The following is a 26,755-nucleotide window of genomic DNA, read 5'->3' as shown; positions in this document are numbered from 1 at the left end:
GCGGCGGGGTCAGTCGGGCAGGGCGACGCGCGGGCTCACCGCGCCCCGCAGGTCGAGCCACGCCGTGCCGGGACCCCGGTTGACCCTCGCGGGTCGTGGCCGAGCGCCACCAGGGCGTCGGCCACCACCTCCACGAACCCCGTCGGCCCGCAGGCGAAGCCGCCGTAGGAGTGGACCAGCGCGTGGTCGGCCGCGGTGTCCACGTCGGCAGGCAGGTGTCCGGGGAGACGCCCCGCCAGGTCGTACCCGGCTTGGACCACCGGGCGACGCAGTGGATGTCGGTGGTGGTCGACTCGGCGGGCAGGCCCGTCACCTCCCGCCACGACCAGCCGTGCTCCTCGCCCGTCTCGGTGGTGACGGTGAACCGCCACCGGTCCCGGTCCACGCGCGGGGTCGGGCCCGCCGACAGGACCGGGAAGTCCTCGGTCAGGTGCCGGCCGGGCGGGAGGTCCGCGGCCGCCCGACGCCTGCCGCGGAAGCCGGGCGAGAGGCGTTGTTCGCCCAGGAGGTCGCGGCGGTGGAGGCGCACTTCGCCCGGCGATGACCCGAGGTTCACCCGAACGTGGAATTGCCCCGCACCACACCCCTCCCCCGCGCCTATCGTCCGATCAGGACGAACGTGGAGGTGCGCGGTGCGGGTCCAACCGTTGCTGGTCCTGGCCCTGGTCGGCGGGTCGATGGGCGCGGACCAGGTGCGCGCCGACCAGGTGCGCGCCGACGAGGTGCGCGCCGACCGGGAGGCCACCGTCGAGGTGGTGACCAGGCGCAACCTGATGTCCGCGCCCGTGACCCCGGCGGTCGGCAGCGGCTTCGTCAGCGGCGGCGACCTGTTCGACGCCGGCGGGGACGACCGCGTCGGCGAGGGCTTCTCCCACTGCGGCGTCCTGGCGGTCACCACCGGCCTGCCGCCCTCGGTGACCGCGCACTGCACCTCGACGTTCCGCCTGCCCGACGGCGAATTGCACCTGTCCGGCCTGCGGGACTACCGGTCCATCGCGGGCGGCTTCGAGGACACCGCGGTGGCCGTCGTGGGCGGCACCGGCGCCTACGCGAACGCCCGCGGCGAGGGCCGGGCCACGCGGTCCGGCTCCGCCGACGTGGGGTACCGGTTCACCTTCACCATCACCACCGGTTGACCCGCGACCACCGACCACGGTTAGAGCGAGCCGCTGAACGACAGCGCGCCCACCGCCGCCCGCGCCACCTCGGCCAGCGCCCGGTGGTCGACCTTGTTGCGCGCGTTGCGCGGCAGCCGGTCCAGCACCCGCACCACCCGCGGCTGCTTGTACTGGGCCAGTTCCCGCCGCGCGTGCTCCCGCACCAGGCCGACCAGCCCGCGGTCGACACCGGTGGGGGTCACGAACGCCACCAGCGCGGTGACGCCGCACGCGTCGGGCACCCCCACCACGGCCACGTCCGCGACCGCCGGGAGGGCGCGCAGCACGGTCTCGACCTCGGTGGTGGCCACGTTGATCCCGTCCACCATGACCAGGTCGCGACCGCGCCCGTGGACCACGACGTGCCCGTCCGCGTCCAGGGTGGCGCGGTCGCCGGTGTGCGTCCAGCCGTCCCGCACGCCCTCGGCCTGCGCCACCGGGTCCTTCACGTAGAGGCAGCCCGAGGCGCCCCGCACGGCGAGCCGGCCCGGCCGGCCCACCGGCACCTCGTGGCCCTCGTCGTCCAGCACGCGCACCCGGAAGCCCGGCATGGCCCGGCCGAGGGTGTCGCGGCGGTGCGCCGCGCCCCGCGGCGTGCCGATCACCGGCGCCATCAGCTCGGTCGTGCCCAGGTGGTCCACCAGCGGCGCGCCGGTCGCCTCCAGCCAGCCGTCCCGGGTGCCCTGGTCCAGCTTCTCCCCGCCGCTCAGCGCGATCCGCAGGCCGGGCGGGACCGGCGCGCCGGTCCGCAGGCCCCGCCGGTACAGGCCGGGGGTGCTGGCGAACACCGTGGCCCGGTGGCGGTGCGCCGCGTCGAAGAAGGCGTCGAAGTCGTCGTCCTCCACGAACAGCGCCGCCGCGCCCCGGGTCAGCGGCGCCAGCACCAGCGCGCCCAGCAGGTAGCCGAAGGCGATGGACCCGTTGCTCGCCACCAGGTCGTCGGGCGCCAGGTCGAGCATCCGGTGGTGGTTGAGCGCGGCGAAGACCAGGTCCCGGTGCAGGTGCATGGCGCACTTGGGCGCGCCGGTCGACCCGGAGGTGAAGTCGACCACGGCGACGTCGTCGGCGCTGGTGCGCACCGGGGCGAACACGGCCGGGCCCGCGTCGACCTCGCGGCCGAACTCCGTGGGCTCCGCGCCGAACAGCAGCACGTCCACCCGCTGCGCCAACTCCGCCAGGTCCGCGGCGTACCGGGCGTCGGCGACGACGAGGTCCACCTCGGTCAGCTCGGCGATCGGCGCGACCTCCCGCGCCCGCACGCCCCACGGCACCGGCACGACCACGCCGCCCGCCCGGAGCACGCCGAGGTAGCAGGCCGCGTACCAGGGCGTGTTGGGCCCGTGGAGCAGCACCCGGTTGCCCGGCCGCAGCCCCCAGCGGCGCACCAGCGCGCCGGCGACCTGGTTGGCGCGGGCGAGCAGGTCGTCGTGGCTCCAGGTGCCCGAGTCGGTGACCAGGCAGCGCCGGCCGGCACCGCCCCGGACCGCGTCGTCGAGCACGCCGGCGGCGTTGAGCGGGCGCCGGTGGTCGGTTTCGGGCACGAGGTCGGGCGCGGGCGCGACGTCCAGCAGCCAGCCCCGGGTGGTGGTGTCCTCGTGGGCGCTCGGTGCTAGCTCCACGTGCCGATCACCTCCTTGACCGTGGTGAGCGCGGCGCAGTGCTCGGCCGCGTAGGTGAGGGCCATCAGGTGGTGGTCGGCCGAGAAGTCGCCGAGCGCGTCGGCGACCAGGAAGGTCTGCACGTCGTTGCTGAACGCCTCGACCGCGGTGATCAGCACGCCCGCGTGGGCGTAGACACCGCACAGCAGCAGCTGGTCGCGGCCCGCCGCGCGCAGCCGGGCGAGCAGGTCGGAGCGGAAGAACGCGCTGTAGCGCCACTTCGTGAACCGCCAGTCGTCCGGTTCGGGGTGCAGCTCGTCCACGATCCCCCGGTCCTCCGGCAGGCCCGTCATGCCCTCGCCCCAGAAGTCGCGGAACAGGCCCCGGTCCTCGGGGCTCATGTCGCCGGGCTGGGCGGTGTAGGCCACCGGCACGCCCGCGGCGGCGCAGCACTCGCGCAGCAGGGCGGCGTTGCGCACCACGTGGCCGCGCAGCGGCTCCGGCACCGGCCGCAGGAAGTAGCGCTGCATGTCGTGGACCAGCAGGACGGCCCGGCCCGGGTCAGGTGTCCACGCGACGGGACCCGGCGGCAGGTCGCCGGCCGCGGGCAGCGGGTACGGTTCGATCACGGGGATGCCTGACACGGTCGCTCTTTCCTCGGTGCGCCTGGGGCCTCACATCAACCCACACCCGTTCCCCGGTCGCCGCACGTCAAGACCGCGGCCGTGCGGAGTCCACCCGGATGAGCGACGATCGGGCCGCAGAGGTGTTCGAGCGGCGCGGACGCGGTCTGGCAGGCTGCACCGCGAGCGCCGCGCGGCGCGGTGCGCTGGGAGGACGGGCGACGTGGGTGCAGGGAACCGCCGCTGGGCTGACCGCGGTGACGCCATCGGGCACGGTCTGAGCTGGTTGGCGCGCTGGAGCACCCGCCTGGCGCTCGCCGCGGTCGGCTTCGTGATCGTGTCCTGGGTGATCGGCAAGCTCTGGGTGATCGTCATGCCGGTGCTGCTCGGCCTGCTGATCACCACCGTGCTGTGGCCGCCCACCCGGTGGCTGCGCTCGCGCGGCCTGCCGCCCGCGCTGGCCGCGACGGTGGTGCTGCTCGGCGGCCTGGGCGTGCTGGGCGGCGTGGTCGCGCTGATCACCACCTCGATCGCCTCGGGCGTCCCCGAGATCGCGGACAGCGCCACCCAGGCCCTCCAGCAGGCCCGCGAGTGGCTGGCCGGGCCGCCGCTCAACCTCGGCACCAGCCAGCTCAACGACCTGGTCGAGCAGGGCACCGACCAGCTCCAGTCCAGCGTCGGCTCGATCGCCAACGGCCTGCTCACCGGCGCGGGCCGGGTCACCTCGGGCGTGGTGACCGGGGTGGTCGCGCTGCTGCTGGCGTTCTTCTTCGTCAAGGACGGCCCGCGGTTCACCCCGTGGCTGCGCGGCGTGGTCGGCGAGCGCGCGGGCGCGCACCTGACGGTCGTGCTGGAGCGGGTGTGGGACACGCTGGGCGGCTTCATCCGGACCCAGGCCGTCGTCAGCCTGGTCGACGCGGTGCTGATCGGCCTGGGCCTGGTGGTGCTCGGGGTGCCGCTGGCCGCGCCGCTGGCGGCGCTGACGTTCCTCGGCGGGTTCGTGCCCATCGTCGGCGCGTTCGTCGCGGGCGCCCTGGCCGTGCTGGTCGCCCTGGTCAGCAACGGGCTGACCACCGCGATCATCATGCTGGCGATCGTCGTGGCGGTGCAGCAACTGGAGGGCAACGTGCTCCAGCCGATCCTCCAGTCCCGCAGCCTGCGCCTGCACGCCGCGGTGGTGCTGCTGGCGGTGACGGCGGGCAGCAGCCTGTACGGGATCGCGGGCGCGTTCCTGGCGGTGCCGGTGGTGGCCACGGCCGCGGTGGTGCTGCGCTACCTCAGCGAGGTCATCGACCGGCACAGCGGTGCGGAGGAGACGCCGCCGACGCCGCCGTCCTCGGAGCCGGAGGGCGCGTCCGCGCGGACGAAGGGCACGGCGGACGGAACCTCGCACGGCTGATCAGGTGGCCTGAGCAGGGGGCCCGGCCGGGGACGTCCCCGGCCGGGCCGACCTCTCAGGCCCGGTGGCGCGGCAGCGGCCCCACGTCGGCCCGGCCACAGCGCCGCGTCCGCTGACCGGGGCCCGGTCGACCGGCCGGGCGGTCGGCCACCACGCCGGTCGCGAACGCGTAGACCGACTTGTGCGGCACGTCGACGACCAGTTCACGGCGCGGCCACGTCCGGGGTGGCGCGCCGACACCGGTGGCGTTCTCCAGGATCTGGTCGTTGCTCAACCGCACGGCCGTGAACAGCGCGGAGGCCACCGGGCCCCGCATCCCCGCGTTGGCCATGAGCGACCGCACCACGCCCGCCACCGCGCCCGTTTCACCATGCCCTTTTCACCATGCTTTTCGGCTACCCCGGGTGAGCGCACCTACCCATGTCGTTCCTGTGTTCGAGGTCGCCCCCGTTCGGGTAACCCGACCGGGAATGCCCACGCGTCACGCTCCGTTGCACCAGGTGTCGCCCGACAAGGGCTCGGACGAGAGCCGCCGAAGCCGTCGCGGATCACCCGACAAGTACATCGCCGACACGTTCACCACTCCCCCGTGCCCTCAAGAGCGGGCCGACCCCAGAAGGAGAAGGCATGTCCTCGACCGCGACGAAGACCCGCCCCCAGCGCGCCGACACGTCGCGCCGGGAGTGGTCCCAGGACGCCGACCTGGTCGGCCACTACCTGCGCGAGGTCGGCGGCACACCGCTGCTGACCGCGGAGCAGGAGGTCGACCTGGCCCGGCGCATCGAGGCCGGCGTGTACGCCGCCGAGCTGGTGCGCGCCGCCGACGCCGGCGAGAGCCCGGCCATGGAGTTCGACCGGCGCCGCGCGCTGCGCGAGGTCGTGGCGGACGGCAGGCGCGCCAAGGACCACATGATCCGGGCCAACCTGCGCCTGGTGGTGTCGGTCGCCAAGAAGCACGCCTACCGCGGCCTGCCGTTCCTGGACGTGGTCCAGGAGGGCAACCTGGGCCTGATCCGCGCGGTGGAGAAGTTCGACTACGCCAAGGGCTACAAGTTCTCCACCTACGCGATCTGGTGGATTCGACAGGCGATCGAGCGCGGCGTGGCCGAGCAGACCCGGACCGTGCGGCTGCCCGTGCACGTGTTCGAGGAGCTGTCCAAGCTGCGCAAGGTCGAGCGCAAGCTGCGGCTGGAGCTGGACCGCGAGCCGACCCCCGAGGAGATCGCGAACGCCGCGGGCGCGCAGCTGCCCAGGGTGCTCGACCTGCTGGCCGCCGGCCGGTCCGCGATCAGCCTGGAGACCCCGGTCGGCGACGACGGCGGCACGTCCGTGGCCGACCTGATCGAGGACGCCGAGGCGGTGCAGGCGCACGAGGTGGTCGAGCACAACGGCATGGTGTCCGAGCTGCTCAGCCTGGTCGACACGCTGCCGCCGCGCCAGGCGCTGATCCTGACCCTGCGCTACGGCCTGACCGACGGCCGGCCGCGCACGCTCCAGGAGGTGGCCGCCGAGGTCGGGCTGACCCGGGAGCGCATCCGGCAGCTGGAGAAGGAGTCGCTGCGGCTGCTGCGCAGCCCGGAGCGCAGCCAGGCGCTGCTGGCCTGGACCGGCTGACCACCACCGGGGTCACTACCCAAGCCCACCACCCCGGGCCCACCACCCCGGGCCCACCACCCCGGGCCCACCACCCGGACTTACCCCCGAGGGCCCACCACCGGCCCCCGGGCCCGCCACCAGCCCAACCGGACCGGTCGGCGCGGATCGGCCCACGCGGCTGGTTCATGCCGACCGGTCCGTTTTGTCCCAGGGCCCTGACCTGGGACGTCCCGGGGTGCGGTTTGAATTTCCGCCCAGTGGCAAATCACCGCGCATGTCGATCGCCCGGAGCTTCGAACGCATCCGCATCGCCTACTCCAACGGAGAGCGGCGACCACTGGCCGGCTACCTGTCCGCGATGAGCACGTACGCGGGCCTGATCGGGACGGCCGTGCTGGTCGGCCGACGCACCGGGGCCCGGCTGCCCGACCGGGTGTCGGCGGGTGACGTGCTGCTGCTGTCGGTGGCCACCCACAAGGCGAGCCGGTTGCTGACCAAGAGCTCGATCACCGCCGCGCTGCGCGCCCCGTTCACCCGGTTCGAGGAGCCCGCCGGCGTGGCCGAGGTCAACGAGTCGGTGCGCGGCGAGGGTGTCCGGCACGCCGTCGGCGAGCTGGTGACCTGCCCGTTCTGCTCGGGCGTCTGGATCGCCACCGCCCTGACCGCCGGTCACGTGCTCGCGCCGCGCGCCACCCGGATCGGCATGACCACGCTGGTCGCGGTCGCCGCCTCCGACTGGCTGCACCTGGGCTACGAGGCCGCCAAGCAGCACCTCGCGAAGGGCTGAAACCCGGTCTCCGCCCGTATCGGCGGGCCCGCGGCGGGTAGCCCACCGCGCGAGGAGGGGACATGACCGAACAGCGAACGCGGACAGTGGTCGCCGAGGTGAGCCGGCCGGGCCGATCGACCCGGCCGGTTGGACCGACGCGACCGGACCGACCGTGACCGGGGAGCTGCCGCCGCCCGCGCCGCCGCGCAGCGCGCTGACCCTGCGGCTGTGGCTGGCGGGCTTCGGCATCGTGTTCAACGGGGTGGCCGCCGTGCTGGCGTGGCGGGCCGGGTTGACGTGGTTGGCGGTGCTGCTGGGCGTGCTCGTCGTCGTGCTGGTCGTCGACCTCGGCTGGGTGGTCCACCGCAAGCGGCGCGGCGACCCCGGCTGATCGCGGCGGCCGGCGGAGGTTCACGGCGCGGCGACCCCGGCTGATCGCGGAGCCTGCGGAAGTCCCCGCTCGACCCGGTACCCGGGAAGTGCCGGACCTCGGCACCCGGGAGGTGCCGAACCCCGGTGGCCTGGAGGATGCCGAACCCCGCTTCCCGGGAGGTGGGGGTCCCGATGGCGCAAGCCGTCCGGGGGCGGTTCGGCACCACATCGCGGGAGATGGCTCCCGCGCCCACCAGCCGAACCGCCCCCTGGCCGATCGCCCGCGCGGAGGGACGGGAAGCCGGCCAACCCCACGCCGACGACTCCCCGCCCGCGCTCCGCGCGCGACCGACCGGATCCGGAGCAGCGTCCACACGGGACAGGGTCCTCGCGGGTGACACCGCCGACAACGCGTCGCGGGCGGCCGACGCGTCCGGGTGGACCGGTTCTCCGTTGACGCAACGGGTTGCCGGACCGGCGTTCCGACTCCCTCCCGCCAGTGCGCCCCGGGGGCCCGCGGCGCCTCTGTCCCCTTGAGTGCAGCACAGTGGACGGTGTCCGTCCGGTCGAGAGGGCGCATCCGGCGCCATTCCACTCGTGTGAGTGACGAAACTCCCGCGCCGACGCGCTTCCCCTGTCCCGCAAGGGTCCCACCCCTCGGAACGGGACATCACACGATCGCGTGGATGATCTTCACGGCAGCCGCTCGATGGTCATTCGCACCCCTGCGGAGCTGCGAGCATGACCGGGCACGGTCCTCCAGCGAAAGCAGGCCCACCATGACGACGATGCCGGAATCCCGGGCCACTCCGGTCCACTGGACGTCGCGCCCGCTGCCCGTCCACCTGGTGGGTTCGCTGCCGCGACCGCTGTGCGAGGACGCGGGCACCGCGATGAGCTGGTTCCTCCGCCACCGCGACGGCGCGGAGCTGACCGCGCTGCCCTACGACCGGGACCCGCGCTGGATCATCGACTGGCTCGACCGGCTGGCCGCCGTGCCCGCGCTGGAGCAGGTGCGCGGGGGCGCGAGCCGCGGTTACGCCGACATGCCCTGCTACCGGGTCCGGCCGGGCCACCGGTTGACGCCCGGTGACGTCGCACCGGGCCGCACGGCGCAGGCCGAGGCGGCGTTCGCGGCGCTGGACGCGATCGGCGCCACCGACGTCCGGGTGCAGGTGGGCATCCCGCACGCGCTCGACCTGGCGCTGTTCGGCTCGGGCTCGGTGGAGGCGGCCCGCGACTGGCTACCGGCCGTGCAGGAGGCGGTGATCGGCGAGGTCGCCGCGCTGGCCGCCGCCTGGGGGGACCGCGTGCAGTTCCAGCTGGAGACGCCGGCCGTGCTGGTGGCCTACCACCGGACCGCGCGCGAGGCGTGGCCGCTGTTGACCCGCGACCTGAGCGGGCAGGTGTCGGAGGTGCTGCGGGCCGCGCCGCGGGGGTGCTGGGTGCTGCACCTGTGCTACGGCGACCTGGAGCACGTGCCGGTGTTCGCCCCGTCCGACCTGGAGTCCGCGGTCGAGTTCCTCAACGGGCTGGCCGACCTGCTCGCCCGGCTCCGCCTGCCGATGCCGACCGTCCACCTGCCGGTGACCAGCGGCGACGCCGCACCGCCCACGGACCCGTGGTTCTTCGCGGCGCTGCGGCGCCTGCGGCGGGGCGTGAACGTGATCGCGGGCGTGGTCGCCGAGGCGCACCCGGAGGAGACGAGGCGGGCGCTGCGGCTGACCGTGGAGGCGCTGGGCGCGCCGGTCGCCGGCGTGGCGGCGGCGTGCGGGCACGGCAGGCGGACGCCGGAGGAGGCGGTGGCCAACATGGAGCTGGCGGCCGCGCTGGCACGGGAGTGGAGCCCGCTGCTGACGCCGCGCGGGGAGGGCTGACGAGCCGCCCGACCCACACCGCCGGCCCAACCCACCCCCGCGTGATGCCGCCCGAGGGGCGGCATCACGCGGCCGGCGGCATCACCACCGGCGCTCTCACCCGACCAGCGCTCTCACCCAACGAACGTCCTCACCCACCCAGCGGCGTGTGGCCCGGGTCGACCGGCTCCCGCACCGGCCCCGGCGGCGTCCCGTCCCCGAACGGCCGACCACCCAGCGCCTCGCGCCCGTGCGGCGTCACCCACCCCGACAGGTCCGGTCCACCCGGCACGATCCCGTTCGGGTTCAGGTCGGTGTGCACGACGTAGTAGTGCCGCTTGATCTGCTGGAAGTCAACCGTGTCCCCGAACCCCGGCGTCTGGAACAGGTCCCGCGCGTACCCCCACAGCGCCGGCATCTCGACCAGCTTGTTCCGGTTGCACTTGAAGTGACCGTGGTAGACCGGGTCGAAGCGCACCAGCGTGGTGAACAGCCGCACGTCCGCCTCGGTGATCGTGTCCCCGACCAGGTACCGCTGCCCGCCCAGCCGCTCCTCCAACCAGTCCAGCGCCGTCCACAGGCGCGCGAACGCCTCGTCGTAAGCCTCCTGCCCACCCGCGAACCCGCACCGGTAGACGCCGTTGTTCACCTCGGTGAACACGCGCCGGTTCACCTCGTCCAGCTCGTCGCGGTGCGCCTCGGGCAGCAGGTCGGGCGCGCCCTCCCGATGGTGCGCCCGCCACTCGGTCGACAGGTCGAGGGTGATCCGGGCGAAGTCGTTGGTCACCACCGCGCCGGTCGTGGTGTCGACGAGGGCCGGCACCGTGATGCCGCGCGGGTACTCCGGGTCGCGCTTGAAGTACGCCTCCTGGAGGCGTTCGATGCCCAGCACCGGGTCCCGCCCACCGGGGTCGAGGTCGAAGGTCCACGACCGCTCGTCGTGCGTCGGGCCGGGAAGGCCGATCGACAGCGCGTCCTCCAGGCCGAGCAGCCGCCGCACGATGATCGCCCGGTTGGCCCACGGGCACGCGCGCGCCGCGACCAACCGGTACCGGCCCGCTTCGACGGGGAAGCCGTCCCGGCCGTCGGCGGTGATCCGCGTGGTGAGGTAGCGGGTGTCGCGGGTGTACTCCTTGCCCTTGACCGAGTAGGTGCCACCCCTGCCGTGCTCGGGGTTGGGGTCGGCGGCCGGGGCCTTCGAGGCGTCGTTCACACGGGTGAGCGTAGCTCGCGCCCAGGGCACCCGCCGCCCGCCGGAACCCCGCGCCAGGACCCGGTTCCCGTCCCGTGACCCGGCGCGTTCCGCCCGGCTAGTAGGGTTGTCCCATCCGCCGCGGCTCTGCCTTGACGACGGCCGCGCTGTGCGGCTGAACGGAGCACCGGGAGTGTCATGAGCAGCTGGTGGGGCCAGGAGCAACTGGTGGTCGACCACGGGCAGGACGGCGGCGAGGGCGTCGACGAGGCCGTCACCCGGTGCCGACGCGCGCTGCGGGACACCCCGGTCGCCCACCCCCGCCGGGCCCCCGGGGCCGAGGCGCTCGGCAACGCCCTGGCCAGGCGGTTCCACCTCGGCGACAACGCCGCGGACCTCAACGACGCGATCACCGCCTACCGGGACGCGCTCAAGGCGCCGAACGCCGACCAGGACTGGGACCGCACCGCCTGCCAGGTCGCGCTGGCCGACCTGGTGGGCCGCCGCTACGCCAGGACCGGTCGGCGCGCCGACCTGGACGAGGCGATCATCCGCTACCGCACCGCCGTCCGGCGGACCCCGCGCACCCGCCCGGCCCGCCGCACCTACCTGATCCGCTTAGCCGAGGCGCTCACCGTCCGCGGCAGGCTCACCGGCAGCACCCTGGACCTGGCCGAAGCCGCCGACGCCACCGCCGAGGCCGCCGCCTAGCCCACCCGCGAGTCGTACGTCCGGACCCACCGTGTCGTACGTCCAGGACCCCCGAACCACACGTTCGCAACCCCCGAAGTCGATCATCCACAGTGGACCGCACTGGGCCGACCGGGCGACCTGGGTGTGACCGGTGCGCCCGGTGGGAACAAGTCCCGTTGTCGATCGGCACCGGAGGCGATCATGCGCGTGCTCGTGCTCACCGCAACAGCGCTGCTGGCCACCTCGGGGTGCGGCGGGTTGGGCGACCGGCCGGGCGACGCCCCCAACGCCCTGGTCACCATGGGCTTCGGCCTCCCGGACGAGCACGCCACGGCCCGGGTGGAGGTGTTCCGCCGGGCCCACCCCGACATCGACCTGCGCATCAACGAGGGCGCGTTCGACGAGCAGCAGTTCCTGTCCGCCGTGGCCGCGGAGGACCCGCCCGACCTGGTCTACGCCGAACGCTCCAAGCTCGGCAGCTACGCGGCCCGCGGCGCGGTGCAACCGCTGGACGACTGCCTCGCCCGCCACGACGTCGACCTGGGCCAGTTCCGCGAGGCGGCCCTGCGCCAGGTCACCCACGACGACCGCGTCTACGGCGTGCCGGAGTTCTCCACCCTGCGGGTGATGATCATCAACAACCCGGTGGTGCGCGAGGCGGGCCTCGCCCCCGCCACCCTCACCACCGCCGACTGGTCCGCCCTGCCCTCGCTCACCGACCGGCTCGCCCGCGTCGACGGCGGCAGGATCCGGCGCATCGGCTTCGACCCCAAGGTGCCGGAGTTCCTGCCGCTGTGGGCCAAGGCCAACGGCGCGGAGCTGGCCGGCCCCGGCGCCCGCCTGGACGACCCGCGCGTGGTCGAGGCGGTCCGCGCCACCACCGACCTGGTCGACCGCCAGGGCGGCTGGGCGTCGTTCAAGGCGTTCCGCGACACCTTCGACCTGTTCGGCGCGGCCAACCACTACGCGACCGGTCAGCTGGCCGCGATGCCGATGGACTCCTGGTACCTCAACACGCTGGCCACCAACTCCCCCGACGTGGACGTGACGGTGGCGCCGTTCACCGACCGGGAGGGCAACCCGCTCACCGACTCCAACGGCTCGGCGTGGGCCATCCCGAAGGGCGCCCGGCACCCCGGCACGGCCTGCGACTTCATCGCCGCCGTGACCGCCCCGGACACCTGGGTCACCGCCGCGCGGGCCCGCCGCGACGCGCTGGCCACCGCCGGCAAGCCCTACGGCGGCACGTTCACCGCCAACCGGGTCGCCGACGAGCGGATCCACCGCGAGGTGTTCGACCCCGGCGACAACCGGCTGCTGCGGGAGGGCGTGCCGACCGTGCTGGCGTTGCAGGAGAGCGCGTTCGCCGTGCCGCCGAGCCCGGCCGCGAGCGAGCTGGTGCGGGCCTGGGAGGGCGCGGTGAACCGGGTGCTGACCGGGCAGCAGGAACCGGAAGAGGCGATGGCGCAGGCCCAACGCGAAGCCGAGCGCGCGCTCAAGCGCGTGGGCGGGAGGTAGTGCCGTGTCGGTCACCAGACGCGAGGCGCGCGCCGGCTGGCTGTTCCTGTCACCGTGGATCATCGGTTTCCTGGCCTTCACCGCGGGCCCGATGGTGTTCAGCCTGTGGTTGTCGCTGACCCACTACGACATGCTGGAGCCACCGTCCTACGTGGGGCTGGACAACTACCGCGAGATGGCCGTGGACGACCGGGTCGGCACCGCGCTGTGGAACACGGTGTTCTTCACGGTCCTGCACGTGCCGTCGCAGATCGTGCTGGCGCTGGGCCTGGCGAGCCTGCTGCGCCGCGCGGGCCGGGCCGCCGGGTTGTTCCGCACCGTCGTCTACCTGCCGGTGATGACGCCGCCGGTCGCGCTGGCCGCGATGTTCCTGCTGCTGCTCAACGGCCAGAACGGCGCGGTCAACGAGCTGCTGGGCTGGTTCGGCTTCACCGGCCCGAACTGGACCACCGACCCGACGTGGATCAAGCCGGGCCTGGTGGTGATGAGCCTGTGGACGGTGGGCAGCACCGCGGTGCTGTACCTGGCGGCGCTGACCCGCGTGCCGCTGGAGCGCTACGAGGCGGCGCGGCTGGACGGCGCGAGCCCGTGGCGGCAGTTCTGGCACATCACGCTGCCGGGCATCAGCGGCACGGTCTACTTCACCGCCGTGGTGAACACCATCGCCTCGCTCCAGGTCTTCACCGAGGCGTACGCGATGTTCTTCGGGGCGCGCGCCAAGCAGTCCGGCGAGGGCGACGCGGCGCTGTTCTACGTGATCCACCTGTTCCAGGAGGCGTTCGGGTCGCTGCGCATGGGCTACGCCTCGGCGCTGGCGTGGGGCTTGTTCGTGGTGATCGCGGTGGTCACGGCGGTCCAGGTGCGCCTGTCGCGCCGGTACGTCCACTACGACGGGGAGCGGTCGTGAAGCGGCTCGGGGTGTGGGCGGGACTGCTGGTCGTCCTGTCGGCGTTCGGCTACCCGTTCTGGTGGCTGGTCAGCGCGTCGCTGAAGGACCGGGCGCACGTGTTCGACAACGCGCTGCTGCCGCGCCCGTTCTCGCCGGGCAACTACGTCGAGGTGTGGCGGGCGGTGCCGCTGCTGACCTGGATCGGCAACAGCGTCGCGGTCGGGTTGGCGGCGGCCGCGGCGGCGACGGTCGCCAGCGCGCTGGTGGCGTTCGGCTTCGCGATGTTCCGCTTCCGGGGGCGCGACGCGCTGTTCGGCGTGGTGCTGGCGACGATGATGCTGCCGGCCGCGGTGACGATGGTGCCGGTGTACCTGGAGTGGCACGCGCTGGGCCTGGCCACCACGCAGATCCCGCTGTGGGCGCAGAACCTGTTCGGCTCGGCGTTCTACATCTTCCTGCTGCGCCAGTTCTTCCTCGGCCTGCCGCGCGAGGTGTTCGACGCGGCCAAGGTCGACGGCGCGAACGCGTGGCGGTTGTTCACCGGCATGGCGCTGCCGCTGGCGCGACCGGGCCTGGTGGTGGTGTTCGTGTTCGAGCTGAAGGCCGCCTGGACCGACCTGATCAAGCCGCTGATCTACCTGCGCGAGCCCGAGCTCTACACGCTGCCGCGCGGGTTGAAGGCGGTGCTGGACCGGTTCGGGGAGGGCGGGGAGGCGCAGTGGGAGCTGGTGCTCGCGGCGAGCGCGATCGCCACGGTGCCGATGGTGCTGCTGTTCCTGGTGGCGCAGCGGTACTTCGTGCGCGGCACGGTGACCCAGCACGTGGAGTGACGCCCGCGCGGGCCGGACCCGCCGCACACCGCGGCGGGTCCGGCCCGACCGGTCGGGCGCCTCACCCCGTGGGCGTGACCTGCGGTGGGACCTGCTCCGGTCGGCCCCGCTCCGGTTGACCCTGCTCCGGTCGGGCGCGCTCCGGCTCGACCGGCCGCAGCCGCGGCAGCCACACCGGCAGCAGGGCGATCGCGATCGCGGCGGGCACGACGATGCCGGTGAGGGTGACGAACAGGTTCCCCGCCGGGGTGAAGTGGAACGGCACCTCGGTCGGGCCGCTCATGCCGACGATCCACAGCGGCGCGCAGTACCACGCGGCCGTCAGGACCAGCAGCGCCCGGGGCAGGGCGGTGGCGCGGCGCCACCCGGCGGTGGCCAGCCAGATCAGGGCCGGCATCACCCACACGGCGTGGTGCACCCACGTGACCGGCGAGACCAGCTGCGCGGCGAAGGCGATCACCAGCAGTCCGACCACGTCGTGGCCCCGGTGCCACGCCCACACCGCCGCCGCCAGGCACGCGACCGCCACCACCCCGGCCACCAGCAGCGCCCACAGCGGCGCGGTCGACTCACCGAGCACGCGCGCGAGGAACCCCGGCAGCGAGTGGTTGACCACCAGGTCGTTGGTCATGACGCGCGTGGCGTCGTAGAAGGTGCCCTGGAACCAGTAGGTCCGCGAATCGGCGGGCAGGAGGGCGAACCCGACCAGCGCGGTGGCGGCGAACGCGGCCAGCGCCTGGTAGGCCGCGCGGCGGCGGCCGGTGAAGAACAGGTAGGCGACGAAGAACAGCGGGGTGAGCTTGATCCCGGCGGCGATGCCGGTGGCGATGCCCCGGTAGCGCTCGGGCAGCGACGGCAGGAAGTCCAGCAGGACCAGCGCCATCAGCACCAGGTTGATCTGCCCGAGCAGCACGTTGAGCTGCACGGGCGCCAGCAGCGACGCGCCGGCGGTGCAGGCGGCCACCAGCACGGCCGTGTGCCGCCGGGCGGTGGTGGCGCCGGTGATGCGCAGGGCCAGCCAGATCGACGCGCTCAGCGCGAGGTAGCCGGCGACCGTCCAGGTGAACTGCGCGGCCACCGCCGGCAGCAGCGCCGTCGGGACCGTCAGGACGGCGGCGAACGGCGAATAGGTGAACAGCGCGCCGTTGAGGAAACTCGTCCCGTACAGCGGCAGGCCGGCCAGGACGGCGTGCCCGGCCCCCTGGTACACGGCGAAGTCGTTCATCCAGAACGGGATGAACGGACCGAAGATCAGGAGGGCCTGCACGGCGAGCGCGATCGCGATCGCGGCGACGGGGCCCAGGACGGTGAGTCGGCGTGGATCGGTGGAGATCATGGTCGGTCGTCCTCCACGGCAGCGGGAATTCAGCACGCCCGTGACCGGCCCCGGAAATTCACCGGCCTTCGCCACCGCGCACTGGAATAAATCTTCGACCCTGAGGCTACAACGGCCCGAACGGCCAAGTTGTCTCACGGAACGGTAGAAAGTCAACCCTGGAGCGTGAAGGCTAACAGAGATTTCTACTCGTCGAGTGACCGCCGTAAATGATTTTTTATCGAAAGTGGCAGGCAAGGGGCGACAGCCTGCGGGATAATTTGGTGAACAATATCCGCATCAGCGTCGCCCCGCCTCCGCGCCCAGCTGGAACGGCAACGACCCCATCCACAGGTTCTCGGAGTCCGGCAGCAGACCGGTCGGCAGGTCCGCGCGGCGGCGGACCTTCAGCTTGCGGTACACGCGGGTCAGGTGCTGCTCCACGGTGCTGATGGTGATGTAGAGCCGGCGCCCGATCTCGCGGTTGGAGCAGCCCAGCGCCGCCAGGACCGCGACCCTGCGCTCGGCGGAGCTCAACGTGGCCAGGTCGTCCGGCTCCTCGTCACCCCCGGTGGCGGGCTCGGCGCCACCGTCACCCGCCGGGGCCGGGTCCAGCTGGGGCAGGAGGTGGCGGCGGCACAGCGCACCCGCCCCGCACGCCTCGGCCACGTGGACCGCGCGCTTGGCGATGACCTCGGCCGCGCCGGTCTCGCCCAGCTCGTCATGCGTCGTGCTCAACGCGGCCAGGGCCAGGGCCAGCTCGACCTGGTCGCCGGAGTCCTGGAGCAGCACCACCGCCTCGCGCAGCACGGCCAGCCGCGGCTTCGCCCCGGTGGCGGCGGCCAGCAGCCTCAGGGACGCGCCGCGCACCCGGGGCACGTCCGCCCCGGGCCGGTCGAGCTGCGCCAGTGCGAGTTCACCCGCCCGCTCGGGGCGCCGGAGGCGCACCAGCGCCTGCGCCAGGTCGGTCCGCCACGGCAGCAGCGCCGGCAGGTCGAGGTCCCGGTCCACGGCCAGGGCGCCGCACTCGTCGAAGTCCGCGAACGCCGCGTCCGGCCTGCCCGCCGCCAGGTGCGCGTGGCCGCGCGCCCGCAGGTACACCGCCCAGCTCGCGGTGTCGCGGGCCGCGATCGGCACGCTGCGCCGCAGGTGGGCGCGCGCGTCGTCGTGCTTGCCCTGCCACGCCGCGGACAGCACCAGCGCCGCCAGCGGCGAGGCGATCGCCGGGCCCCAGTCGTGCGGGGCCAGCGCGGTCAGGGCGAGCCGGGCGAGCCGCTCGGCGGTGGCCAGGTCGCCCTCCATGAGCGCCAGGTGGGCGCGGGCGTCGGCGAACACGGCCTTCCACGCCGACGCCTGCCCCGGACCGACCTCCTCGCGCAGCGCGTCGCACCACTGGCGCGCCCGGGCGACCATGCCGCACGCGCCGAGCGCGAGCAGGGCGTGCACCGCCAGCTCGGGCGCGCTGTCGGGCGCCCACCGGCTGCGGAGGACCCACTCGGCGTACGCCGTCACCTCTTCGCGGTGGTCGCGCGCCGGCGCCGCGCCGCGATCGCCGGGGAGCACCGCGGCGGCCACGGTCGGGTGCGCGGCGCGCACCCAGTCCAGCAGCACCCGGTGCTCGGTCATCTCCGGGGCGCCCGCCGGCCGGACGGCCCGCGCGGCGGCCTCCTCCAGCGCCCGCAGGGTCTCCTCGGCGCCCGCGGTGTCCCCCTGCCAGAGCTGGTAGCGCAGCAGGGCCCTGGTGTCCCGCGCGGTCAGGTGCCCCTCGCGGGCGGCGCGCCGCAGCGCGGGCAGGAGCCGGGCGACGACGGACGGCGAGGTGCGCCACTGCACGGCGGCAAGCGCGGCGGTCAGCCCGGCGGCCGCGGTCGGGTCCTCGCCCCCGATGGCGGTGCGGGCCAGCTTCAGGCAGTCGGCGGCGCGGTCGAGGTGCTGCTCGGCGAGCGCGCCCTCCGCCGCGTCGCGCAGCACGGACACCGCCCACGGCGCGTCGGCCGAGCCCGCCGCCACCAGGTGCGCGGCGATGTCGGCGCTGGGCAGGCCCTCCGCGAAGAGCAGTTCGGCCGCGGCGCGGTGCAGCCGGGTGCGCTCGGCCGCGGGCAGGTCGTCCAGCACCGCCGCCCGCACGGCCGGGTGCCGGAACCGGCCGTCGTCCAGCAGGCCGGCGTGGTCCAGCGCGGTCACCGCCTCCGCCGCGAGCGGGACGCCCGGCAGCCTGCCCAGGACCTCGGGCCCGGGGTTCTCCCCGAGCACCGCGATCGCCCGCACGACGTGGAGCAGGTCGGGACCCCAGCGGCGCAGGCACGCCAGCACGGCCTGGCGGAACGCCTCGCCCACGACCACGTCGTGGTCGGGGTGGTCGCGCCGCGCCGCCAGGTGGTCCTGCACGAGCGCCTTGACCAGCACCGGGTTCCCCCCGGTCACGGCGTGGTAGAACGGCGCGCACCGGCTCGCGGTGGCGGGGTCCAGCGCGTCGGACACCAGCCGCGCGACCCCGCGCCGCGACAGCGGGGCCAGGCGCACCCCGGTGTACCACGGCATCCTGGTCAGCTCCGCCAGGGCGAGCGCGCTGCCCCGACCGGGGTGGTCGGACGCGGTGAGCACGACCGCGATGCGCGCTCCCCCGACGCGGCGCACGAGGTAGAACAGGGTGTGCAGGCTGAGCGGGTCGGCGTGCTCCACGTCGTCCACCACCAGCACCACCGGCCGCGTGCGGGCCAGGTCGAGCAGGGCCTCCCCGGCGTCGCGGACCAGGTGCGGCGAGTTCCGGGCCCGCTCGGCGGTGTCCGCACCCGAGTGCGCCACCGCGCCCAGCCCGGCCGCGGCCCCGCCCGCCATCGCGGTGGCGAGCTGGGACAGCACGCCGCCCGGCAGGCCGCGCTCGTCGCGCGAGCAGGTGGCGGCGAACACCAGCGCGCCGGCTGCGCGGGCCGGCTCGTCGAGCGCGTGGACGAGCGCGGTCTTCCCCCCGGCGCCGGGACCGCTCACGAGCACGACCTGCCCCCGCCCGTCGACCGCCGCGGCGATCAGCACCGTCAGCTGACCGAGGACCTGCTCGCGTTCCACCAGGCGCACAATTCCTCCCAGCCCCTCGTAACCGCCCGCGACCGGCCGTACGGCACCGCGCCGCTCCCCCGTTGTCCGGCGTCGGGTGGACGACCGGACAACCGCACGAGGCGTGAGCATAGAGGAAGTGGAAAATCTTTTGGGGCTTCCGGGGAGGGAATAACCCTCACCCGAAAGAGATGACACATCCCGGTGACTCGACCCCTATTTACCCGAAAGGTTCTCGCATTCACGCCTGCGACCACGACGACTCACCCGAAAAATCGTAGTGGGCGTTCGCCATGCATTACCGTCCGCAATCACGGTAATCCGGCGGCGAAAGGTAAGCCACCCGATCAGGTGGATACTCCCCGTTCGACCCATCGCTCCGCACGGGGTCGCGGCACCACGACCGCCCCGCGGGCGACGCGCTCGACGGCCGCGCCCAGGGCGGCCACCACGCGGTCGTCGAACCCGCCCGCGGGCACACCGGCGAGGTCGGCGTGCTCGTCGGTCAGCGCGCGCCGCACGAACGCGGGCACGGCCGCGCGCAGCTCGGCGGGCACGTGCCGCTGGTAGAACCCGATGGTGTCGCGGGTGAGCACCTCGGCCGCCCCGCTGCGGTCCCACTCGTGGTCGCGGACCTCGTCCCACAGCTCGCGGGCCTCGGCCGCGGAGTCCGGCAGGTACTCGTCCGGGACGCCGAGGAAGTGGGCGACGACCCGCCAGGCGTAGTGGTGGTCCTCCCGCTCCTCCGGGGTGGTCGGGACGCCGACGCGGTCCAGCGCGTCCAGGCCGCCGACGGACAGCGTGAGCACCGCGCCCGCGACGTGCAGCTGGGACAGCGGCGGGTCCGCGCCGGGCCACCGGCCCGCCCTGGGCAGCAGCCGCCGCACCGCGGCGTGGGCCAGGCGGGTCTGCCGGCACAGCGGGACGATCCGGGCGCCGCTGAACGCCTCGGGGTGGGCCAGGCCGGTGAACAGCCGGGCGGCGCGGGTCAGCCGCCGGTGCGGCGGGCCGAGTTCGCGCGCCGCGTGCAGGGCGCGCGCGTTCGGGGGCGACAGGTAGGTGGCGACGAGCCCGGCGGTCGCCTGCACGGCGGCCAGGCCGGTCCCGTGCCGCCGGAAGAACGACGCGATCCGCCGCAACCGCTCGGGCCGCACCCACGGCGGCAGCCGCGGGGCGGCCTCCAGGAACGCGCGCACCGACGGCGGCGCGGCGGCCGGTCCGCCGGGGGCCGGCGGCGGACCGGCCGACCCGGTGCGGGCCGGTCCGGGGCCGACCGGTCCCGGATCGACCAGCCCGGTGCCGACCGGTTCCGCGTCGACCGGTCCGGTGCCGACCAGCCCCCTATCGACCAGCCCCGCGTCCACCAGTTCGGCGTCGACCAGTTCGGCTACGGCGGTGTCGGCGCGGCGGTCGCCCATGGAGCTGAGCGCGTCGCGGTAGGTGAGGTAGGACAGGCGCACGTCGGCTCCGTGGTCGGGGGGCGTTCCGGCCCCCGACCCTCCCAGGACCGGGCGACCCGGCAACCGGACGTCGCCGAGTTCACCCGTTCCGGTCCCGTACCGGGGAAACCGGTACTAGAACTGCCTCAGCCGGAGGGAGAGCTTGCACCCCCCGATCCGGCTGTCGGTGTTCAAGCCGATGGTGATCGGCGCGCCGGGGCGAACCGAGTGCCACTCGTCCTGCGGGAGCGAGTTGACGCACTGCTGCTTCCCGTCCTCGACCTCGGCCCAGAACCGGATGTCGAGCGCGACATCGGTTCGCCCGGACATCGCGAAGGTGAGGTTGCAGTAACCTCCCCGGTCATCGGTGTCGGCCCTGATCGCGGACCCGAACGTGTGGGTCGACGTAATGGGGAGCGGGAACACCCCCTGGTTACCGCACTGCCCCGAATGGCCCCCCGGGCTCACCGCCCAGCCGTAGGTCAGCGCGAGCCCGGTGAGGTTGCTCGCCAGATCGCGGACGCCGAAGGCGAGCAGGCAACCACCGCGCCGGCTGTCGGTGTCGACGAGGAGCGAGTTGGTCCAGTCCGGCGACGGCGCCCACTGCTGCCCCGGGCTGACGCACTGCTTGTCGTGCCCGTCGTAGTTGAACGAAATTCCCAGCTCCGCGGGCGTTGACGCCGCCCTGGGGCCCGCTGCGGCGGTGCCGGCGGTGACCGTCGTGGCCAGTGCCAGTCCGCACGTCAACATCGCGAGAACCCTACCCGGTGAACGTCCCACTCGTGCTCCTCCGCTGTGTGCGATCACTGCCCCCTCCGGGGCCGAACCCGGCACCGCGCGATCTCGATTTCCCGGGGCACGCCACTTCCGTGAAAATCCCCAGGACATCCCCGGCGGCCGGGCCGGACGCCACTCTCCAGAAAACCGCACCGCCGGACAAGCCACTGTTCGGGCGAGGCGCACCACCGCAAATTTCCACCACTGCGGAGCGGTTGTCGGTGCGGAATTCCGCATTTACCCGCGACTCACCGCAGTACGGCGGAGAGGTCGCACTTTTTTTTCACCGCCGCGGGTGATGCGGCGATCGGCACCGGGGTGCCGGCGGGCACGCCCGGCCGCCGGTGTGACGCAGACCCCGAACGGGATCAACTCGACGGTCCGCGGCGTTGTACCGGGTGATGACGAACATTCTCCGCTTCCGCGTCCTCGGCGACTCGCTCGCCTTCGGCGTCGGGTGCACGAGCGCCGAGCAGACGTTGGGCCACCGCCTGGCCGACGTGCTGCGGGCGGACGGTCACCGGGTGGACCTCGGGGTCCACGCGGTGTCCGGCGCCCGGTCGATCGACCTGGCCGAGCAGGTGCGCGAAGCCCTGCCCGGCGGCGTCGACCTGGCGCTGCTCGTGATCGGCGCCAACGACCTGACCTCGTTCACCCCACCCGCGATCGGCGCCCGCCTGCTGCACGACGTCGTCGCCAACCTCCGCCGAGCCGGCGCCCGGGTCGTGGTGGCGACCGCGCCGGACCTCGGCATCGTCTCCCACGTGCCGCCCGCCTACCGCGAGCTCGTCTCGCGGGCCAGCGAGATGTACGCGCGGGCCCAGGCCGACGCCGTCCGGATCGCCGGCGGCACGGTCGCGACGGTCGGCCCCGAGCTGTTCACCAGGTTCAAGACCGACCCGGCGCTGTTCTCCGGCGACCGCTTCCACCCCTCGCCCACCGGGTACGCGCTCATCGCGGACGCCCTCGCGCCGCACGTGCGGGACGCGGCCGCGAACCGCGCCGCGTAGGTCACGGAACGGCCTGCTCGACCTCCACCAGCTCGGTCAGGCCGCACACCCGCAGCAGCGGGACCAGCAGGCGGGCGGCCACGATCCGGATGTGGTCCGAGTGCTGGAACAGCACGTTGAGCGCGGCGCTGTCGAGGTAGTCGATCCCGGTGAGGTCGACCGTCAGCGGCGTGCCGCGCTCGACGCCCGCCGCCACCGCGTCGGCGAACCCGTCGACGTTGGACAGGTCGATCTCGCCGGACGCCGTCAGCAGCGGCGTGCCACCGGGCGTCCGGGAGGGGACCAGGGCGAGTTCTGCGGTCATGGGGAGATCCTCACGTCCATCTCGACGGTGGTGCCGGTCGGTCCGGGTTCGACCGCCACGTCCGCCACGAGCGCGCGGATCAGTTCGAGACCCCGGCCCCGGTAACCGGTGGTGTCCGGCACGGCCCGCTTCCAGTGCCCGTCGTCGGTCACGGTCAGGCGCAGCCGGTCCACCGCCACGGACGCCTCCAGGCGGATCACCCCGGGAGGCAGGTCGCGGTAGGCGTGCTCGACCGCGTTGGCGCACGCCTCCCCCGCCGCGATGAGCACGTTCTGGACCTGCTCCTCGTCCAGGCCGCAGCGGGCGAGCCAGGCGCGCAGCGCGTGCCGCGTGGGCGCGAGCTGCGAGGTGTGCGCCGGGAACTCCACCACCAGCGGCGCGGGGTGGCGGTAGACCAGCAGCGCCACGTCGTCCTCGTAGCCGTCGTCCGGGGCCAGGTCGGTCATCAGCCGGGTGGCCAGCTCGTCCACCGGGCTGGTCCGGCCGTCCCGGACCGCGGTGGCCACCTCGGTGATGCCCTCGTCCAGCGGGCGCCGCCGCCGCTCCACCAGGCCGTCGGTGTAGAGCACGAGGGTGGCGCGGGCCGGCACGACCGCGGTGGCCTCGGGCCTCGGCCGCTCCGGGCGCACCGCCAGCGGGATCGAGCGGCCGCCGTCGAGCAGCTCGGTGACACCGTCGGGGTGGGCCAGGATGCCCGGCGGGTGGCCCGCCGCCGAGTAGACGAGCTCGCCGCCGGCCGGGTCGAGCACGCCGCAGAACACGGTGGTGGACAGCGCGCCGGGCAGGGTCGCGGCGAAGCGGTCCAGGGCGCTGAGCGCCTGGGCCGGGCCGGAGTTCTGGAGCAGCAGCGCCCGGCACGCGCTGCGCAGCTGGCCCATCACGGTGGCCGCCTGGAGGCCGTGGCCGACGCAGTCGCCGACCACGATGCCGATGCGCCCGTCGGGCAGCCCGATGGTGTCGTACCAGTCGCCGCCGACGCGCAGCGGCCGCGTGGCGGGCTCGTAGCGCACCGCGAAGCCGTCGTGCAGGTGCGGCGGGCCGAGGATCGTGTGCTGGAGCGCGAGCGCGGTCTCCCGCTGCTGGTCGATCTGGTGCACGCGGTGCAGGCCCTGGCCGAGGTGCCCGGCGAGCAGCACCAGCAGCGTCCGGTCCTCCGCCGAGAACGGCCGGTTCTCCCCCAGGTCGACCCAGATGACGACCACGCCGCGCGGGTGCTCCAGCGCGATGCCCGCGTGCCCCGTCCCGTCCGCGTGCGGGACGAGCGGCGGCGCGGCGCGCATGGCCTCGGTCGACGCGCGCAGCGACGGCGGCAGGTCGCCCCACCGGGTGTCGCCGCCCGCGCACACCACCTCCGGCTCGACCTCCGCGCCGAAGGTGACCGCGACGGCGCGCCGCGCGCCCCACAGCGAGCGCAGCTCCTCCAGCGCGCCGCCCAGCGCCTCGGCCACCGTGTCCGCCCGGGACAGCCGCAGGCTCAGCGCGGCCATCGCCGAGTCCCGCTGCACGGCGTAGTGCTCCGCGGTGACGTCCCGGAACGTGCCCACGAACATGCGTCGGCCGGTGTCGGGGTCGTGGACTCGGCTGTAGGCGGCGGCCACCCACAGCCGGTGCCCGTCGCGGTGGTCCACCGGGATGGTGCCGGAGCCCGCGCCCTTGTGCAGCATCGTGGACAGCCCGGCGCCGACGTCCACGCCCTCCTCGGGGAGCCACGGGTGCGGCAGCGCGTAGGGCAGCCCTTCCGGGCCGTGGCCCAGGATCTCGGTGAACGCGGCGTTGATCTCGACCACCGTGCCCTCCTCGTCGCTGACGAAGAAGCCCTCGTGCAGCGAGTCGGTCAGCGCCGTGCGCCACGCCGCGTGGTGGTTGCGCAGCCGGGCCAGCTGCACGTTCGCCCGCACCCGGGCCAGCAGGTCCGCCGCCGAGAACGGCTTGACCAGGTAGTCGTCCGCGCCGGCCTCCAGGCCCTCGATGGACGCCTCCTGGCCGGCGCGCGCGGACAGCAGCAGCACCGGGACGCCGGCCGTGCGCTGGTCGGCGCGCAGGGCGGCGACCAGCTCCAGGCCGTCCAGGCGGGGCATCATCACGTCGCTGATGATCAGGTCCGGCCGGTGCAGGCGCGCGGCGTCCAGGGCGGCGCGGCCGTCGGTGACCGTGGTGACCGCGTAGGCGGGCGTGAGCAGCCGCCGGAGGTACGCGCGCATGTCGGCGTTGTCGTCGGCGATGAGCACCCTGGTCGGGGCATCGCCCGCGGAGGTGGGCGGGACCGCGCCGCGGCCGTCGCCGTCGCCGTCGCTCGCGAGGGGGGCGGCGGGGGCGTCCTCGACGGGCAGCCAGCGCAGCGCCTCCTGCACGAACGGCTCGGCCGTGCTCGACACCGCGGCCGGTCCGCCGGGCACGCCCGGCGCGATCGCGTCCGCCGGCAGGTGCGCGGAGCCGAACGGCAGCCGGATGGTGAACTCCGTGCCCACGCCCTCGGTGCTCTCGGCGGTGATCGTGCCGCCGTGCAGGCCGACCAGCTCGCGCACCAGCGCCAGGCCGATGCCGCTGCCCTCGTTGGAGCGGGACCGGACGTTGGCGATGCGGTGGAACCGCTCGAACAGCCGCGGCTTCTCGTGCTCGGGCACACCGGTGCCGGTGTCGGCGACGGTCAGCACGGCGTGGCCGTCCGCCTCGCCCAGCGAGACGCGGACCGAACCGTCGAAGGTGTACTTGAGGGCGTTGCTGAGCAGGTTCAGCACGACCTTCTCCCACATCTCCCGGTCCACGTGCACGGGAGCGCCCAGCGGCGGGCAGGTCACCTCGAACACCAGGCCGGCGCGCTCGACCGCGGACCGGAAGACGCTGGCCAGCTCGGCGGTGAACGCGGCCAGGTCCACCGGCTCGTAGCGCGCCCGCGTCCGGCCCGCCTCGATGCGGGAGAAGTCGAGCAGCGTGTTGACCAGCTTGCCCAGCCGCAGGCCGTTGCGGTGGATCGCCTCCAGCTCCTCGCGCACCCGGTCGTCGGCGTCGGCGGGCAGCCGCTCGCGCAGCTCCTGCACCGGGCCCATGATCAGGGTCAGCGGGGTGCGGAACTCGTGGCTGACGTTGGAGAAGAACGCGGTCTTCGCGCGGTCCAGCTCGGCCAGCTCCTCGGCGCGGCGCTGCTGGTCCTCGTAGGCGATCGCCGCGTTGACCAGTGCCGCGGTCTGCCGCGCGACCAGCTGGAGGAACGCCTCGTAGGCGTCGTCGAGCGACCGGCCCGCGCTCGCGGCCAGCACCATCACGCCCACCGGCTCGCCGCCCGCGTCACCGGCCAGCGGCAGCACCATCGCCTCGGTGGGCGGGGTGCTCCAGCCGCCCGGAGGCAGTTCGCCGAACCGCTCGACCACGTCCCGCACCACCACCGGGTGACCGGTCTCCAGCACCTCGCGCAGCGGCCACCCGGCCGCGCCCCCGCGCCGGGTCCCGGGAGGACTGGTCGCGACCAGCGCGGGCTCGTCCGCCCCCGGCCGGCACAGGTGGACGGCGGCGAACGGCACGTCCGCGCCCGCCCGGCCCAGCACGTCGGCCACCAGGTCGCACGCCTCCGCCACGCTGCGCGCGTTGCCCGCCTGCGCCCCGAGGTCGTGCAGCACGGCCAGCCGCCGTTCGCCGACCACGCGCTCGGTGGTGTCGCTGACCGCGGTGAACACGCCCCGCACCACGCCGTCGTCGTCGTGCAGCGGGCTGTAGGAGTAGGTCCAGTAGGTCTCCTCCGAGTAGCCGTGGCGGTTGACCGGCAGCAGGAGGTCCTCGGACCAGGTCGCCTCGCCGGAGTCCATCACCGACCGCAGCATCGGGCCGATGGTCTGCCAGATCTCGCTCCACACCTCCTCACCGGGCTTGTCCAGCGCGGGGTGCTTGCTGCCCAGCAGCGGCAGGTAGGCGTCGTTGTAGAGGAACCTCAGCTCCTCGTCCCACCACACGATCATGGGGAAGCGCGAGGTGAGGCAGATCCGCACGGCCGTCTTCAGCGCGGCGGGCCACGTCTCCGGCGCGCCGGTGGCGCCGCGCGCCCACGGGTGCGCGCGCATCCGCCGGGCCATCTCGCTGCGGCCGGGGAACACCAGGTCGGTCGGGGTCACCGCGGCACCTCCCCCGCTACGGCGCCGTGGGACCGGGGTGAGGGCCGCACGTCACCCCTCGGAGGCGCGGACGACCGCGCACGTGTGTTCGGGGAAGCTGACACCGGTCACCCCAGGCTGATCGGTCGGGCACATGCCAGGCATCTTTCCCCGTGCGCGCACGATCTACACGACAGGACGGCGGGTTCACGCCGACCGTGTCGGGTGACCGGGTCCGACGACCGGGTCCGGGCCGAGTTGCGCCGGACGGGCGGTCCGGGT

General features: G+C 74.3%; 21 protein-coding genes and 2 pseudogenes. 11 read left to right on the top strand and 12 right to left on the bottom strand.

The annotated features are described in order from the left end of the window. Positions 1-35: 35 nt before the first annotated feature. Together ACFP3R_RS01400 and ACFP3R_RS01395 are read right to left on the bottom strand one after the other, a co-directional pair. Complete coding sequence (locus ACFP3R_RS01400) at positions 36-260, bottom strand: hypothetical protein (protein ID WP_380631931.1); 225 nt, start codon at positions 258-260, stop codon at positions 36-38. Continuing rightward, positions 224-385 (bottom strand): annotated as a pseudogene (locus ACFP3R_RS01395) (sulfite oxidase-like oxidoreductase); the annotation flags it as partial. The gene ACFP3R_RS01400 and the pseudogene ACFP3R_RS01395, both read right to left, overlap by 37 nt. Before the next feature lie 247 nt (positions 386-632). On the opposite strand from ACFP3R_RS01395, the gene ACFP3R_RS01390 reads away from it, so the two are divergent. Then, positions 633-1,136 carry an allene oxide cyclase barrel-like domain-containing protein gene (locus ACFP3R_RS01390; protein WP_380631930.1) on the top strand — a complete coding sequence of 168 codons (504 nt, stop codon included), beginning with the start codon at positions 633-635 and terminating at the stop codon, positions 1,134-1,136. A 20-nt stretch (positions 1,137-1,156) separates the two neighbouring features. On the opposite strand, the gene ACFP3R_RS01385 is transcribed toward ACFP3R_RS01390, so the two are convergent. Beyond that, positions 1,157-2,776 carry an AMP-binding protein gene (locus tag ACFP3R_RS01385; protein WP_380631929.1) on the bottom strand — a complete coding sequence of 540 codons (1,620 nt, stop codon included), beginning with the start codon at positions 2,774-2,776 and terminating at the stop codon, positions 1,157-1,159. After that, positions 2,767-3,399: an isochorismatase family protein gene (locus tag ACFP3R_RS01380; protein WP_380631927.1), complete on the bottom strand. Its 633-nt coding sequence runs from the start codon at positions 3,397-3,399 to the stop codon at positions 2,767-2,769. Before ACFP3R_RS01380 ends, ACFP3R_RS01385 begins: the two co-directional genes overlap by 10 nt. Positions 3,400-3,601: 202 nt before the next feature. Here ACFP3R_RS01380 and ACFP3R_RS01375 point away from each other — a divergent pair, with 202 nt between their 5' ends. Then, complete coding sequence (locus tag ACFP3R_RS01375; protein ID WP_380631925.1) at positions 3,602-4,777, top strand: AI-2E family transporter; 1,176 nt, start codon at positions 3,602-3,604, stop codon at positions 4,775-4,777. 55 nt (positions 4,778-4,832) lie between these two features. On the opposite strand, the pseudogene ACFP3R_RS01370 reads toward ACFP3R_RS01375, so the two are convergent. Continuing rightward, a pseudogene (locus tag ACFP3R_RS01370) lies at positions 4,833-5,150 on the bottom strand (hypothetical protein); the annotation flags it as partial. Positions 5,151-5,404: 254 nt separating this feature from the next. On the opposite strand from ACFP3R_RS01370, the gene ACFP3R_RS01365 reads away from it, so the two are divergent. The 4 genes from ACFP3R_RS01365 to ACFP3R_RS01350 all read left to right on the top strand — a co-directional run bounded on the left by ACFP3R_RS01365 (position 5,405) and on the right by ACFP3R_RS01350 (position 9,391). Next, a complete protein-coding gene (locus ACFP3R_RS01365) occupies positions 5,405-6,391 on the top strand; it encodes a sigma-70 family RNA polymerase sigma factor (RefSeq protein WP_380631924.1) in 987 nt (328 codons plus the stop codon). A gap of 256 nt (positions 6,392-6,647) precedes the next feature. After that, a complete protein-coding gene (locus tag ACFP3R_RS01360; RefSeq protein WP_380631922.1) occupies positions 6,648-7,160 on the top strand; it encodes a DUF1360 domain-containing protein in 513 nt (170 codons plus the stop codon). Positions 7,161-7,314: 154 nt separating this feature from the next. Then, positions 7,315-7,533 carry a DUF6343 family protein gene (locus tag ACFP3R_RS01355; protein WP_380631920.1) on the top strand — a complete coding sequence of 73 codons (219 nt, stop codon included), beginning with the start codon at positions 7,315-7,317 and terminating at the stop codon, positions 7,531-7,533. 769 nt (positions 7,534-8,302) lie between these two features. Then, positions 8,303-9,391: a hypothetical protein gene (locus ACFP3R_RS01350; RefSeq protein ID WP_380631918.1), complete on the top strand. Its 1,089-nt coding sequence runs from the start codon at positions 8,303-8,305 to the stop codon at positions 9,389-9,391. A gap of 130 nt (positions 9,392-9,521) precedes the next feature. Here the strand turns inward: ACFP3R_RS01350 and ACFP3R_RS01345 are convergent, their stop codons facing one another. Continuing rightward, complete coding sequence (locus ACFP3R_RS01345; RefSeq protein WP_380632123.1) at positions 9,522-10,466, bottom strand: glutathione S-transferase family protein; 945 nt, start codon at positions 10,464-10,466, stop codon at positions 9,522-9,524. 294 nt (positions 10,467-10,760) lie between these two features. On the opposite strand from ACFP3R_RS01345, the gene ACFP3R_RS01340 reads away from it, so the two are divergent. From ACFP3R_RS01340 to ACFP3R_RS01325, 4 genes are all read left to right on the top strand, one after another. Continuing rightward, positions 10,761-11,273: a hypothetical protein gene (locus ACFP3R_RS01340; RefSeq protein ID WP_380631916.1), complete on the top strand. Its 513-nt coding sequence runs from the start codon at positions 10,761-10,763 to the stop codon at positions 11,271-11,273. A 183-nt stretch (positions 11,274-11,456) separates the two neighbouring features. Further along, a complete protein-coding gene (locus ACFP3R_RS01335; RefSeq protein ID WP_380631914.1) occupies positions 11,457-12,773 on the top strand; it encodes an ABC transporter substrate-binding protein in 1,317 nt (438 codons plus the stop codon). 4 nt (positions 12,774-12,777) lie between these two features. Next, on the top strand, positions 12,778-13,680 hold the full coding sequence (locus ACFP3R_RS01330; RefSeq protein WP_380631912.1) for a carbohydrate ABC transporter permease: 903 nt from the start codon (positions 12,778-12,780) through the stop codon (positions 13,678-13,680). Next, entirely contained in the window at positions 13,677-14,492 is an 816-nt protein-coding gene (locus ACFP3R_RS01325; RefSeq protein WP_380631911.1) for a carbohydrate ABC transporter permease, read from the top strand. Before ACFP3R_RS01330 ends, ACFP3R_RS01325 begins: the two co-directional genes overlap by 4 nt. Positions 14,493-14,553: 61 nt before the next feature. On the opposite strand, the gene ACFP3R_RS01320 is transcribed toward ACFP3R_RS01325, so the two are convergent. From ACFP3R_RS01320 to ACFP3R_RS01305, 4 genes are all read right to left on the bottom strand, one after another. Continuing rightward, complete coding sequence (locus tag ACFP3R_RS01320) at positions 14,554-15,828, bottom strand: glycosyltransferase 87 family protein (RefSeq protein ID WP_380631909.1); 1,275 nt, start codon at positions 15,826-15,828, stop codon at positions 14,554-14,556. Between the two features lie 279 nt (positions 15,829-16,107). Continuing rightward, positions 16,108-18,882 carry a helix-turn-helix transcriptional regulator gene (locus ACFP3R_RS01315; RefSeq protein ID WP_380631907.1) on the bottom strand — a complete coding sequence of 925 codons (2,775 nt, stop codon included), beginning with the start codon at positions 18,880-18,882 and terminating at the stop codon, positions 16,108-16,110. Between the two features lie 326 nt (positions 18,883-19,208). Then, entirely contained in the window at positions 19,209-20,321 is a 1,113-nt protein-coding gene (locus ACFP3R_RS01310; RefSeq protein WP_380631905.1) for an oxygenase MpaB family protein, read from the bottom strand. 114 nt (positions 20,322-20,435) lie between these two features. Continuing rightward, on the bottom strand, positions 20,436-21,050 hold the full coding sequence (locus ACFP3R_RS01305; RefSeq protein ID WP_380631903.1) for a hypothetical protein: 615 nt from the start codon (positions 21,048-21,050) through the stop codon (positions 20,436-20,438). Between the two features lie 428 nt (positions 21,051-21,478). On the opposite strand from ACFP3R_RS01305, the gene ACFP3R_RS01300 reads away from it, so the two are divergent. Then, positions 21,479-22,087 (top strand): SGNH/GDSL hydrolase family protein, encoded by a 609-nt coding sequence (locus ACFP3R_RS01300; RefSeq protein ID WP_380631902.1) that lies wholly within the window; start codon positions 21,479-21,481, stop codon positions 22,085-22,087. Between the two features lies 1 nt (position 22,088). Here ACFP3R_RS01300 and ACFP3R_RS01295 read toward each other — a convergent pair whose 3' ends face one another. Both ACFP3R_RS01295 and ACFP3R_RS01290 read right to left on the bottom strand, forming a co-directional pair. Next, positions 22,089-22,391: an STAS domain-containing protein gene (locus tag ACFP3R_RS01295; RefSeq protein ID WP_380631900.1), complete on the bottom strand. Its 303-nt coding sequence runs from the start codon at positions 22,389-22,391 to the stop codon at positions 22,089-22,091. Then, entirely contained in the window at positions 22,388-26,494 is a 4,107-nt protein-coding gene (locus tag ACFP3R_RS01290) for a SpoIIE family protein phosphatase (RefSeq protein ID WP_380631898.1), read from the bottom strand. Before ACFP3R_RS01290 ends, ACFP3R_RS01295 begins: the two co-directional genes overlap by 4 nt. Between the last annotated feature and the right edge of the window lie 261 nt (positions 26,495-26,755).

Origin of the sequence: Saccharothrix lopnurensis (assembly GCF_042658445.1) — a bacterium.
GTDB classification, from domain to species: domain Bacteria; phylum Actinomycetota; class Actinomycetes; order Mycobacteriales; family Pseudonocardiaceae; genus Actinosynnema; species Actinosynnema lopnurensis.
The sequence above is the reverse complement of the archived record's forward strand: the minus strand, read 5'-3'. Positions and strand labels throughout refer to the sequence as shown.